Below are 12,954 nucleotides of genomic sequence, written 5' to 3'. Positions count from 1 at the left end.
CCTTGCATCTGGCCAGACAGTCGTTTATTTGTCTGGCCCATGAGAACGCGCCCGACCCACAAGTCCTTCGCCTTGTCCGCTTTTGCAGGCTTGACGAATCGCGCCTTCCTCCTTCCGCTTCTCCTCGACCTTATCGGCGACCGCCGGGCTCGTTGAGAGGAGCGTCCGGCGGTCGAAAGTGCCGCCAGGCTTCTGCTCCTTACCCTTTACAAGTCCGATGTAACGCTTAAAAAAGTGCCGAGATCGCTTGAAACTGTCGCGTATCCGGCCGGAAACGAGAAGCACAATGACCGATATTATCGCTCCGAGGAAACCGACCGCCGGCATGCCCAATGCCGGCAACAAGTACGAACCCTATCCGTTCGTTGAACTCACCAACAGGCAGTGGCCGTCGAAACGTATTGAAAAGGCGCCGATCTGGTGCTCTGTCGATCTGCGCGACGGCAACCAGGCGCTGGTCGACCCCATGGGCCATGACCGCAAGGTGCGTATGTTCGCGCTGTTGCTCGACATGGGCTTCAAGGAAATCGAAATCGGGTTCCCCTCCGCGTCCCAGACCGACTTTGATTTTGCCCGCTGGTGTGTCGAGGAGGGCAATGCTTCCGACGATGTATCGCTGCAGGTGCTGGTCCAGTGCCGCCCCGAACTCATAACGCGTACGTTTGAATCCCTGGAAGGCGCGCACAGGCCGATCGTCCATTTCTACAATTCGACCAGCGAATTGCAGCGCCGCGTCGTCTTCAACAAGGATGTCCACGGCATCAAGTCGATCGCGACCGATGCTGCCAAGATGATCACCGACATGGCTGCAAAAGCCGGCGGCGGCTACCGCTTCGAATATTCGCCGGAGAGCTTCACCGGGACCGAACTCGATGTCGCACTGGAAATATGCAATGCGGTGACCGAGATCGTCAGGCCGACGCCGGACAACAAGCTGATCATCAACCTGCCTTCTACGGTCGAAATGTCGACGCCGAACATCTATGCCGACCGGATCGAATGGATGTGCCGCCAGCTCGACAATCGCGAGAACCTGATCATTTCGCTGCATCCGCACAATGATCGCGGTACGGGCATTGCTGCTACGGAACTCGGCCTGATGGCTGGCGCCGACCGCGTCGAAGGTACGCTCTTCGGCAATGGCGAGCGCACGGGCAATGTCGACATCGTCACCCTGGCCTTGAACATGTTCACGCAAGGCGTCGACCCCGAGATCGACTGCTCGGACATCAACCGTATGAAGGAAGTCTACGAATATTCCAACCAGCTCGTCATCCCGGAGCGTCACCCCTATGTCGGCGAACTGGTCTACACGGCTTTCTCCGGATCGCATCAAGACGCGATCAACAAGGGCATGAAGGCGATCAAGCAGGCGAACAAGACCCTGTGGGAGGTGCCCTACCTGCCGATCGATCCGCAGGATGTGGGTCGCAGCTATGAGGCGATCATCCGCATCAATTCCCAGTCTGGCAAGGGTGGCATCGCCTATATCCTTCAGGCCGATTACGGCCTCAATCTGCCACGCGGCATGCAGGTGGAGTTCCGCGAGGACATCCAGCACATCACCGACGAGGAAGGCAAGGAAATGCCTTCGAAGCGGATCTACGACCGCTTCCAGGAACTCTATGTCGAGCAGCCGGATGCGCGTTTGAGATTTGTCGACCACCACACCTATCCCGATACGGAGCGCAAGGGCATGCGTATCCTTTCCGCCGAAATCACGGATCGCGGCGAAACGAAACGGATCGAGGGGCGTGGAACGGGGCCGGTGGATGGCTTCATCGATGCACTGTCCCACTATCTCGGGATCAAGCTGTCGGTGGTGAATTATTCCGAACACTCGCTGCAGCACGGGTCCGACGCAGCCGCCATCAGCTACATGGAAATCGAATATCCGGGCGGCAAGCTCTTCGGCGCGGGGATCAACAAGAACATCGTGACGGCATCCCTTGAAGGGATCATATCCGCCGCCAACCGCATTATCGGCAAATGAATGGAAGGGCCCCTCGGGCCCTTCACCCATTTCTGGTACGCGATGGGGCAAGGGTACGTTTTTGATGCAATTGCCGCGACTTGTCGTTAAGGATTGGTAAAATCGCCTCCTTGCCGGAAAACGCCGATGAATGAAATGCGCGAGAAGAGAACGCCCGACGAACGCCGGCTCGCCGAAGCAATTCGGGGTGTTCAGATTGCGGCCGCGGATCGCGGCGATGTCGTCATCGACATGAAGGAAGCCGATCTGGCGCGCATCGAAATTCTTGCCGAAGATCTGAAGCCGGTCTTCGCTGATGTGCCTGCCGACGATCCGCAGTGGGACTTCGCCATTTCCAGGGGAGTGCAGCCGCGGCTCTGGATCGATGCTACCGCCCATGTGATGATGGCGCGCGATCGGCGCACCTATCGTTTCGTGCGCGATACGCGCCTTGGCCGGATCGTGCTCGCAGAATCACCCGAAGTGAAGAACGTCTCGGAAGCGGTCACGACCTATATCGCCGAGCGTATCGTCGAGCGGCAGCGGCTGATGGAAGGCGAGCGGGTTTCTTTGCGTTCGGAATCGAGTATCGACCCCGGAAATGCAATCGGGCGACCAGCTGAGATTACGGCTGCCGCCGCGCCGAGGACTGCCGGGTTGACCGTTTTCTTGATCGCGATTGTCTGCCTTGCTATAGGCGCGACAATTGGCACAAGCGGCGTGCTGGCCCAGCTCTGGAGCCTGATCAAGCCAATTTTCTGAGCCTCAAATCCCAGCCAGCACCTTGCCTACCTTGAGATTGTGCTCGCGGATCGTACGGATCGTCGATTGCGCGTCGACGATGCCACGCTCCACCATGGTGCAATCCCATCCGGCATTGGTCTTCGAGATCGTAAAAAGATTGAAGCCCGCTGGTGGTTTGTGCTGTCCGAGCTCGAAACCCTGACTTGCGGCCGGCACGCAGACCACGGGGATTTCCCAGTCCGGTCCGTTGATCGAGTAGCGAGTCGCAAGATGCGTATGACCGTGGAGGACGAGTTCAGCGCCGTATTCAGCAACCGTTCGCTGAAAGAGACCGATCCCGAGAAGGCGCTTGTGCGAGGGCGCCGCGCCGCGAACCGGCGGGTGATGAATCATGATCACGCGGAAGAGCCCGCGCTTGCCGGTCTCATCGAGAACCTCGCCGAGCTTGCGCGCCTGGCGTTCGCGAATGTCGCCCGTCGCCATGAAGGGGGCGGTCGCGCGGGCCGAGGAGACGCCAATGAGCGCCACGTCGCCGCGTACGCGAAGATACGGAAATTCGACAGGCTTGTTTTCGGCGACTTCGATATCGCCTCGCATCCACGGCTGCCAAAGGCGCCGTGCCTTCTTCAGCGCGCCGGGCACATAGGCATCGTGATTGCCGGGAACGACCGACACATTGGCCGGGTCGCCCAGCGTCCTCAGCCAGCGCTCTGCCGTCTCCAGTTCCTCATCGAGCGCCAGATTGACGAGGTCGCCGGTCACCGCAATGTGATCGGGCGTGTGCGCCTTGATATCGGCAACGAGCGTATCGAGCGTGCTGCCGGTCATCGTTCCCTTGCGGTTGGAACGCCAGTTAATATAGCCGGTGATGCGCTTGGAGATCAGTTCCCGCAAGTTCGGTGCAGGAAGCGGCGATAAATGTATGTCTGAGATGTGGGCAAGACGGAACATTTTTCAGCTTTAGGAGAGTATGACGGCTAAATCCAGTGGTAGAACGTTTCGCGCGAATGGCGCACCCGATAACAAAACAGTCGCGAGGTTAGACTGTTCCACCTGAAGAAGGAAAGAATGACCGACAAGCGTTCCACCTGGCGCCACCGTGTGCTCCATGCCTATTTCCTGCTGCGGCGCCCCATGACCCTCGGCGCCCGCGGGGTCATCATCGATGAAAAAGCGCGTACGGTCTTCCTCATCCGCCACACATATGTGCATGGCTGGCAGTTTCCGGGCGGGGGGGTCGAGACTGGTCACACAATGGAAGAGACACTGGAGAAGGAACTCCTGGAAGAGGGCAACATCGAACTGACCGGCCGGCCAGAGCTCTTTGCGATATATCACAATGCTCATGCGTCGAAACGCGATCATGTTGCGCTCTACATATGCCGGTCGTTCCGCCAGACAGCGCCCTTCCTCCCCAACCGCGAGATCGCCGAGGCTCGATTCTTCAGCCTCGACGACCTGCCCAAGGACACGACGCCTTCAACCCGGCAGCGCCTCGCCGAAATATTCGAGGGTGCGGAGATTCCCACCGCCTGGTAGCGGCCTCAGTCAGACGCTGACGCTTTCAACCGGTCGCGGTCGTGCGGCGCGCCATAAGCGAGCGCCGGGCCGACAGGGATGATACCGGTTGGATTGATTGTCCGGTGGCTGCCATAATAATGCGCCTTGATATGCAGGAGATTGACCGTCGGCGCGACACCCGGCACCTGATAGAGTTCGCGCGTATAGTTCGACAGGTTCGGATAGTCCGCGATCCGTTGACGATTGCATTTGAAATGCCCGACATAGACCGGATCGAAGCGCAGCAGTGTCGTGAACAGGCGCCAGTCAGCTTCCGTCAGGCGGTCGCCGGTGAGATAACGCTGTTTTGCGAGCTTCGCCTCGATTTGATCGAGCCCGCCGAAAAGCTGGGTGAAGGCTTCCTCATAAGCCTCCTGCGTGGTGGCGAAACCGGCGCGATAGACGCCGTTGTTGATGTTGGGATAGACGAGGGCGTTCACGGCATCGATTTCCTGGCGCAACGCCTCCGGGTAGAAATCCAGGGCGTGATCGCCGAAGGCATCGAATGCCGAATTCAGCATGCGGATGATCTCCGACGATTCGTTCGAGACAATCGTGTTCTGCTTCTTGTCCCAAAGCACCGGCACGGTCACCCGGCCTGAATATTTGGGATCGGCCCGCGTGTAGACCTGATGCAGATAGTCGTAGCCGAAAAGCTGGTCACCGGTCGCGCCATCCCGTTCAAGGAAGGTCCAGCCTTCAACACCCATGAAGTGGTCGACCACCGATACGGAAATGACATCCTCGAGCTGCTTAAGCGCGCGGAAGATCAGCGTGCGATGCGCCCAGGGACAGGCATAGGATACATATAGATGGTAGCGTCCCGGCTCCGCCTTGAAGCCGCCGTGGCCGGACGGTCCGGCGCTTCCATCGGCTGTCACCCAGTTGCGAAATTGCGATTCAGTGCGAATAAAGCGTCCGCCGCTCTCCTTGGTGTCGTACCACTTGTCCTGCCATACGCCGTCGATCAACAAACCCATCGTTTCAAATCTCCATTGGTTACTGAGCCTATAGCTGGCGCTGCAGGATTGTTAATTCAGCCCCCGGGCGGTGAACAGAGCGTAACTCTTCGACAGTGGCCTTTTAGATTTTGGTTTACGTCGCGACAGATTGATGTTAGGCGAACGAAAAAGGAGAGATTTGTGGCAGGACTTCTGATCATCCGACGATGAAACCTGAACCGGCGCCTCGTGCGACGGATGCTCCTGTGCTGGCCAATGGCGATATTTGCCGAGGCGAACGACCACTCTCTTCAAAGAAATCCAACATGCTGAACCATGTCGTGACCTACGCGCCGGAAGAACCGGTGCACGATGCTGCAATCGAAGACATCAACCGGGAAGCTTTCGGGCCGGGGCGGTTTGCCCGGGCGGCCTATCGCATTCGCGAGGGCGGACCGCATGATCGCAACCTCTCCTTCGTAGCGCTCAATGGCGAACACGTCGTCGCGTCGGTCCGGCTGACGCCCATCCGCATCGGCACTACCCCGGCGATGCTTCTCGGCCCGCTCGCCGTGCGCCCGGCGTGGAAGAAACAGGGCATCGGCGCTGCGCTTATGCGCACCAGCATGGAAGCTGCGCGCGTTGCCGGACACAAGCTCGTCATCCTCGTTGGTGACGAGCCCTATTACGCGCCTTTCGGCTTCCGCCAGATACCAGGCCACCGGATCGTATTGCCGGCGCCGGTTGATCCGGCGCGGTTCCTCGCTTGTGAACTCGCACCACGGGCTTTGCAGGATGTCGAAGGCAAGGTCATCCACGCCGCAATGGCAGGCCAGTAGCTTTACCTGCCTTCGCGGTACCACATGCCGCCGAGCACAAGCATCATGGCTGCAAGGCCAAGGAAGCCCGAGAAAAGCGGCAGGCGGGTGACGCTCTTCAGCACCGTCTCATTGGTCTGGCGCAAGCCGATCCAATTGTCACCGCTGGCGCTTGCAGTGCCGCGCGAGGCAACGATGTTCGGTACCTCGATGTCGCTCTGATTGGCGGCCCGCAGGCGGCGCGTCCCGCCACCGGTGTCGCGGGCAAGCGGATCGAGTTTTGCCTGTGTCGAAACATTGTCGGTGAACTCCGGCGCATCGACCGGTCCGACATGGGCAAGCGTCGTCAGATCGCCATTGGCAACCTGGTAGAGCCCGATCTCATCGGTCGGCACAGAGGCGGTAAAGACGCCGGGCTCGGTTTCCGTCAGCGGAACCGACCGCGTCTTGCCCGACGGCGTGATGATATTGGCGGGCTCAGCCGTCTTCTGCATCGTCTGGCGATGAATTTCGAGATTGCGGCCATTACCCGTTGCCGTTAGCGCCTCTTCCTCGAGGTCCGGCTCCTTCATCAGCCAATGCGCGATCCGGCGATAGAGCGCGGCATGCGGACCGCCGCCCTCGAAACCCCGCGCCCAGAGCCAACCCTGGTCGGAAAGGAACATGCCGACCCGGCCATCGCCAATGCGGTTGAGAACCAGCAGCGGCCGGTCTCCCGCGTTCATGATGACCGAGCCTTCCGGTGGATTGACATCGATTACACGGAACCATCGGCTCCATGCCGGCGGTTCCTGCGTACTGCCTTCAAGGCCGCGCGTGACGGGATGGCGTTTACCCTGGTCGCTGAGGCGCGGATAAAAGGCCTTTTCCTCAATATTGCCCGTTGGCGTGGCCGGAAGCACCGAAAGAAGCGGCGTGTTCGCAATCGACATCTGGCCGGCAAATTCCGGACCGGCGGCAATAAGCAGGGCTCCGCCCTTTTGCACATAGTCGTTGATGTAGTCGTAATAGAGCAGCGACATCACATCGCGATGCTGGTAGCGATCGAAGATAATCAGGTCGAACTGATCGATTTTGTCGACGAAGAGCTCGCGCGTCGGGAAGGCAATCAGCGCGAGTTCCGGAAGCGGCGTCGAATCCTGCTTTTCGGGCGGGCGCAGAATGGTGAAGTGGACGAGGTCGACGGACGCGTCCGACTTCAGGAGGTTGCGCCAGGTCCGCTCGCCGTTGTGCGGCTCGCCTGAAATCAACAGCACCCGCAGATTTTCGCGAATACCGTCGACCATGGCGACGGCACGGTTATTGACGCCCGTAAGCTCGCCTGGAATCGGATCGACGGTAATCTCGACGATATTGACCCCGGCGCGCGACAACGTAACCTCAAGCGGCATTTCCTCGCCGATGATGGCATCTTCGCTGCCGGTCTCGTTGCCATTGACGCGCACATGAACGCGCGCGCTGCCGCCCGGCGCTTCGCCCGAAGCGGTGACCTTGTAGGTCATCTGCTGCGGCTTTCCAGTCAGCCCGAAGCGCGGCGCGCGCACGAACTGGATGCGCCGATCGATTTCATTGGGGACGCCGGTGATCAGCCCATGAATGGGAGCATTGAAGCCAAGTCCCGCCTGGTTGGCCGGAATATCGTGGATCTGCCCGTCGGTGATCATGATCGCTCCGCCGACGCGGGAAGGCGGCACATCGCGCAGCGCTCCGTTCAATGCACCGAACAAACGGGTGGAGGTGGCATCATCATTCTCGCTGGCACGGCCGGTTTCGACCGTGCGAACCTCGAATTGCGGCAGGCGTGCAAGCTCGGTCTGCACCTCCTTGAGCGCGGTGTTCGTATCCGCGCTGCGGTTGCCGAGATCCTGGCTCTGGCTGCGGTCGGCGATCACCGCAACGACGCTTTTCAAGGGATCGCGCTGCTCATTGACGACGATCGGATTGAGCAGCGCCATGGCGAAGGCGGCCAGTGCGACAAGGCGAAGGAGGCTCCCGCGTTGGCGAAAATAGATGCCCGCCAGCGTCAAGGCGAGCAATGGCACAAGCAGAATGGCGAGCAGGGTGGTCGAGAGCAGCGGCTGGAAATCGAGCGACAGGTACATGGCTAATTCCCCAGACGCTCAAGCAGGTCCGGTACATGCACCTGGTCGGACTTGTAGTTGCCGGTAAGCATGTACATGACGATGTTGATCCCGGTGCGGAAGGCATAGGTGCGCTGCATCGGATCGTTGGGAATGGTCGGAAACATGGGCGAGCCGCTGGCATCGATGGCCCATGCGCCGGCAAGATCATTACCGGTAATCATGATTGGGGTCACGCCGTCGCCTGCGCGCACGGGCCGGTCCGACCTTGCCTCGATGGAAAGCGACGCCTGCACCCAAAGCGGGCTGCCGCGGTAGCGGCCGGGGAAATCCTGCAGGATATAGAAGGACTTGGTCAAAACGTGATCGCTGGGCACCGGCTCGAGTGGCGGAATGTTGAGGCCGGCAAGGATATCGCGCAATCGCTGGTTCGAGGGCGTGGTCGCGTTTTCGAAACTCACAGCCGCCGCATCCTGGTCGCGCGTGTCGAAGAGGACGGTTCCACCCTGCTGCATATAGGCGTCGATCTTGGCGATGGCTTCAGGCGATGGCATGCGCGCAGCCGCATCGACAGGCCAGTAGATGAGCGGATAGAAGGCAAGCTCGTCCGTTGCCGGATTGACGCCGACCGGCTCGCCCGGCTCCAGCGCCGTGCTGTCGGCGAGTGCCCGCGAGAGCCCGGCAAGGCCGGCCCTGCTGATATCGTCGACCGCACTGTCACCGGTGATCACATAGGCAAGATGGGTGGCGTTTACCGCCTCGATGATGGCCTCGTCGCCGGGCTTGCTGTCGTTTTGCTGCGCATGGGCAGGCGAAGGAGCGATAGCAAAGAGAACCGGCAAGAGCAGAATCGCGAGCGAGGCAGCCACCGTGCGATAGCGGCGGCGCAGATGGCCTCCGAGCCAGAGGATGGCCAGGGCATCGGCGATCAGCAGCAATGCAGCCAGCGCAAAGAGCGGGCCGCGCAGCGGCAGCGATTCGTCGACCGCGTAGCGCGCCGTGGTGACCGGGAATGACATATCGGGTCGGGCCAGCGGCTTGATCTCCCCATCGGGCCGGAAAAGGTTGAGTGCCGACATCGCGTCTTCCACTCCGTAGAAGCCGGGAGGATTGTCGAAACTCACCTGCGGTGTTTCACCTGGCTTGGTGATCAATGGCTTTGCGTCACCTGTGGGCGGCATGAGCCCGCCCTCGGCATTGAGGATGAGGTAGGGCGGGAAGGCACGGGACGCGCTGGCGCCGTTGCCATTGGCTGCCGGACCCGCATTGCGCGAAAGGGCAACGAGGCGGTGCAGCATATCGACGAAGCTGCCGCTGATGGGCAAATTCGACCAGGTCGCCTCGGGCGTTACATGAAACAGCACCAGTTGGCCACGCTGTCGTGTTTCACCGGTAACGAGCGGCGTTCCGTCGGCGAGGTTGGCCCAGCTCTTGTCATAAAGGTCCGAGGACGGCTCGGCGAGGACCTGCCGCGTTACCGTCACGTCCTGCGGGGTCGGAAGTCCGGCAAAGGGACCGTTGTCCGGGAACGCCGCGACCGGCTGCGATTCTTTCCAGGAAAGAGCGCCGCCAAGCGAGCGCTCGCCCTTGCGCAGCGTAACCGGAAGCAGGGGATCTTCGTCGCTGCCGGCAAGGCGGGGGCCGGCGAAGCGGATCAGGGTGCCGCCATTATTGACCCAGTCGGAAAGCAGGCGCTCGGTCTCGGGCGGCAATTTGCCGATATCCGCCATGATCACGACCGACGGCTTCTGCTCGAGCAATTCCGGAACGGCGCGCACGAGTTCGGCGTTGCGCGGCCGCAGGAGATCGGCAAAGGGCTCAAGCGCCCTTGAAATGTAGTAGAGCGGAGAAAGCAGGGGCTGCGACAGATCCGCATCCGATCCTGAAAGCAACGCAACGCGGCGGCGCTTGTTATTGTCGTCGATGAGGAAAGTCGCACCGGCTTGCGCCGTCCCGTCGATGCGCAGCGTGTGAAAGTCGTTGCGCAGCTCGTATGGCGCATTGATGACCGCTTGCCCTGTCGCTTCTCCTGCGGAGAAAACCAGACCGGTCTCGGCGATGCGCCGGCCCTTTTCGTCGAAGGCGCCGATGGTGACTGCGCCCTGTCCATGGTCATTGCTCGCTCGCACCGCATGAACCGTCAGCCCATTTGCACTGTTTTCGGCCTGGCGGATAGCGGAGATGGCGCTGATCGATGGCTGATACCAGATCATCGATGCGATTTTTGCGTCCTGCAGCGATTTCAACGCAGCATCGGCCGCTGGCGTATCGATACCGTCATTGAGATAGGCGATGCGGGTTCCCGAAATGTCGGCAAGCGCGGTTTTCAACCGGGCGAACGCGGCCGCACGATCGACCGGGATCGGCCGCACGTTCAAGGCGCGTACGCGCTCGAGCGCGGTTGTCGCGTCGAATGGTCCGATATCCGTGTTCGCTCGTTCGGCCGTTCCGAGAATGTAGATCAGCGCGCCCGAATTCGCCGCATCGCCGATAAGGCGCTCCGCCGTCTCCTTGCGCGCCGGCCATTCCTCATTCGAGGACCAGCCATTATCGAGGACGATCGCGACCGGTTCTTTGCCGGTCAGCGTTTCCGGGCGTGGGTTCCACACCGGCTCCGACAGGGCAAGGATGACGAGGGTTGCAAGCAGTAGCCGCAGCAGCGTCAGCCACCACGGGCTCTTGTTCGGCGTCTCTTCCTTTTTGAGAAGCTGTGCCAGGATCCGCAAGGGCGGAAAGATTTCGCGTACCGGACGGGGCGGCGTCACCCGAAGCAGCCACCAGATGACCGGAAGGGCGATCAATCCTGCAAGAATCGCCGGAGCGCCAAAGGCGAGGGGAAGCGCATTCATGCGACGCCTCCACCCTGATAGCCGATCTTGGCGGTCATGTTCATATGCACCGTCACAAGCGCCTCGGAAGCGAGGCGGTCAGTGCGATTGATTGTGTAGCTCCAGCCGATGCGTTTGCAATAGGCGCTCAAGGTCTCGCGGCGGGCATAAAACAGGTTGCGATAGTCGCTGGCATAGTCCTCGGCCCGTCCGAAAGTGAGCGAAGCGCCCGTCTCGGGGTCGACAAATTCGGTGCGGCGCCTGTAGGGAAAGTCTTCCTCGGCCGGATCGTAGATTTCAATGAGATGCGCACGCGCACCGACATGAGCGAGCTTCTGTAGGGTTTCGAGCGTTTCTTCGACCGGCTCCAGGAAATCGCTGACAAGCACCACATCCGAGAAACGACGCACCCTGTCGAGATCAGGCTTGGCCGGCAAGTTGGCGGCGTGGGAGAGAAGGGTTGCCAGGCGCTCGGCGCCATTGCGTGCCGAGGACGGGTCGGAAATGTCGGGATAGGCAATGCGTTCGCCGCTGCGAGAGAGCAATTCCGCCAATGCGAGCACCATTACGAGCGCGCGCGACTCCTTCGAGACCTGCGCCTGTTCGGATTTGAACAGCATCGATGGTGAAGGATCGGCCCAAAGCCAGACGGTGTGGGCCGCCTCCCACTCCTGGTCGCGGATGTAGGTGCGATCATCGCGGGCGGACCTGCGCCAATCGATGCGCGAGACGGCCTCGCCGTCAGTATAGGGGCGAAATTGCCAGAAGCTCTCACCAACGCCGCTCTTGCGACGACCGTGCCAGCCGGTATTCACTGTATTCAAAATGCGATGGACCTCGACGAGGAGGTCCGGCAGCAAGGCGGCACGTTGACGGGCGCGCGCAAGCGCGTCGCCTGTCTCGGTTCGCCGGACTTGCGTGCCGATTGCTGCCATCAGAGGGCAACCTTGGTCACATTTGCGATCACATCGCGTACGTTCATGCCGTCGGCGCGGGCCGCAAACGTCAAGGCCATGCGGTGTTGCAGGACAGGTTCGGCGAGCGCCTTGATATCATCGACCGATGGGGCGAGACGACCGTCATAAAGGGCGCGGGCGCGGGCGCAGAGCATCAGCGCCTGGCTGGCGCGGGGACCAGGTCCCCAGGAAATGAACTTTCTCGCAATGTCGTTGTCGGCGCCGGGGCGCGCCGAGCGGACGAGGGTCAAAATAGCGTCGACCACGCCTTCGGGAACCGGCATGCGGCGGATCAATTGCTGCATCTCGAGAAGACGTTCGGCGTCGATCACCCGAGCTGCGGAAGCTTCGGAGGTCCCCGTGGTCTCAAGCAGCACGCGGCGCTCCGCGTCGAGCTCGGGGTAAAGAATGTCGATCTGCATCAGGAAGCGGTCGAGCTGAGCCTCGGGAAGCGGATAGGTGCCTTCCTGCTCCAGCGGGTTCTGGGTCGCGAGCACGTGGAAGGGGCGCGGCAGGTCGTGCCGTTCGCCGGCGACAGTCACGTGATATTCCTGCATGGCCTGCAGCAGCGCCGACTGGGTGCGCGGCGAGGCGCGGTTGATTTCGTCGGCCATGAGAAGCTGGGCGAAGATCGGACCTTTGACATAACGGAAGTAGCGCTTGCCATTGTCGTCCTGCTCCATGATCTCGGAGCCGAGAATGTCGGACGGCATCAGGTCCGGCGTGAACTGGATGCGGCGGTCGTCCAGTCCAAGCACGGTTCCGAGCGTCTCGACCAGCTTGGTCTTGGCAAGGCCGGGAACACCGACGAGCAGGGCGTGTCCACCGGCGAGAAGGGCTACGAGGGTGCGCTCGACAACGCTCTCCTGGCCGAAGATGACCGTTCCGATGCCGTTCCTGATCTTGGCGATATCGGCCAGCGCTTTCTCGGCCTCGGCGACCATCGCCTTTGGATCGGACGCCACCTCTGGTTTAATCATCGTCATCGATTTACCTCGCCGCTGGTATATGTGCAGAGTCTTTCTTAAATCACTCCAAGTCACTATGACATGTG

The 12,954-nt window shown here is 60.9% G+C and carries 10 protein-coding genes; 4 read left to right on the top strand and 6 right to left on the bottom strand.

What is annotated here, in order from left to right:
• Positions 1 to 286: 286 nt before the first annotated feature.
• Together leuA and HQ945_RS12195 are read left to right on the top strand one after the other, a co-directional pair.
• The gene (gene leuA, locus HQ945_RS12200; RefSeq protein WP_113280816.1) at positions 287 to 1,993 is read left to right on the top strand and encodes a 2-isopropylmalate synthase; all 1,707 of its coding nucleotides are present in this window, start codon (positions 287 to 289) and stop codon (positions 1,991 to 1,993) included.
• A gap of 126 nt (positions 1,994 to 2,119) precedes the next feature.
• Entirely contained in the window at positions 2,120 to 2,734 is a 615-nt protein-coding gene (locus HQ945_RS12195) for a hypothetical protein (protein WP_113280815.1), read from the top strand.
• Between the two features lie 3 nt (positions 2,735 to 2,737).
• Here HQ945_RS12195 and HQ945_RS12190 read toward each other — a convergent pair whose 3' ends face one another.
• Positions 2,738 to 3,667, bottom strand: coding sequence for a metallophosphoesterase family protein (locus HQ945_RS12190; protein WP_113280814.1), 930 nt, complete (start codon positions 3,665 to 3,667; stop codon positions 2,738 to 2,740).
• Between the two features lie 117 nt (positions 3,668 to 3,784).
• On the opposite strand from HQ945_RS12190, the gene HQ945_RS12185 reads away from it, so the two are divergent.
• Complete coding sequence (locus HQ945_RS12185; RefSeq protein WP_113280813.1) at positions 3,785 to 4,255, top strand: NUDIX domain-containing protein; 471 nt, start codon at positions 3,785 to 3,787, stop codon at positions 4,253 to 4,255.
• Between the two features lie 5 nt (positions 4,256 to 4,260).
• On the opposite strand, the gene HQ945_RS12180 is transcribed toward HQ945_RS12185, so the two are convergent.
• Positions 4,261 to 5,256: a glutathione S-transferase family protein gene (locus HQ945_RS12180; RefSeq protein ID WP_113280812.1), complete on the bottom strand. Its 996-nt coding sequence runs from the start codon at positions 5,254 to 5,256 to the stop codon at positions 4,261 to 4,263.
• Between the two features lie 287 nt (positions 5,257 to 5,543).
• On the opposite strand from HQ945_RS12180, the gene HQ945_RS12175 reads away from it, so the two are divergent.
• Positions 5,544 to 6,056 (top strand): GNAT family N-acetyltransferase, encoded by a 513-nt coding sequence (locus HQ945_RS12175; RefSeq protein ID WP_091923855.1) that lies wholly within the window; start codon positions 5,544 to 5,546, stop codon positions 6,054 to 6,056.
• 2 nt (positions 6,057 to 6,058) lie between these two features.
• Here the strand turns inward: HQ945_RS12175 and HQ945_RS12170 are convergent, their stop codons facing one another.
• The 4 genes from HQ945_RS12170 to HQ945_RS12155 are packed head-to-tail and all read right to left on the bottom strand — an operon-like array spanning position 6,059 to position 12,886.
• On the bottom strand, positions 6,059 to 8,131 hold the full coding sequence (locus tag HQ945_RS12170; protein ID WP_113280920.1) for a hypothetical protein: 2,073 nt from the start codon (positions 8,129 to 8,131) through the stop codon (positions 6,059 to 6,061).
• A gap of 8 nt (positions 8,132 to 8,139) precedes the next feature.
• Positions 8,140 to 10,965: a DUF4159 domain-containing protein gene (locus HQ945_RS12165; protein WP_174208117.1), complete on the bottom strand. Its 2,826-nt coding sequence runs from the start codon at positions 10,963 to 10,965 to the stop codon at positions 8,140 to 8,142.
• Positions 10,962 to 11,879 carry a DUF58 domain-containing protein gene (locus HQ945_RS12160; RefSeq protein WP_113280810.1) on the bottom strand — a complete coding sequence of 306 codons (918 nt, stop codon included), beginning with the start codon at positions 11,877 to 11,879 and terminating at the stop codon, positions 10,962 to 10,964. Before HQ945_RS12160 ends, HQ945_RS12165 begins: the two co-directional genes overlap by 4 nt.
• Positions 11,879 to 12,886 carry an AAA family ATPase gene (locus HQ945_RS12155; protein ID WP_091944242.1) on the bottom strand — a complete coding sequence of 336 codons (1,008 nt, stop codon included), beginning with the start codon at positions 12,884 to 12,886 and terminating at the stop codon, positions 11,879 to 11,881. Before HQ945_RS12155 ends, HQ945_RS12160 begins: the two co-directional genes overlap by 1 nt.
• Positions 12,887 to 12,954: the final 68 nt, after the last annotated feature.

The sequence above is a fragment of the Phyllobacterium pellucidum genome (assembly GCF_013327855.1).
GTDB classification, from domain to species: domain Bacteria; phylum Pseudomonadota; class Alphaproteobacteria; order Rhizobiales; family Rhizobiaceae; genus Phyllobacterium; species Phyllobacterium pellucidum.
This window is presented reverse-complemented; position numbering and strand designations above follow the sequence as displayed.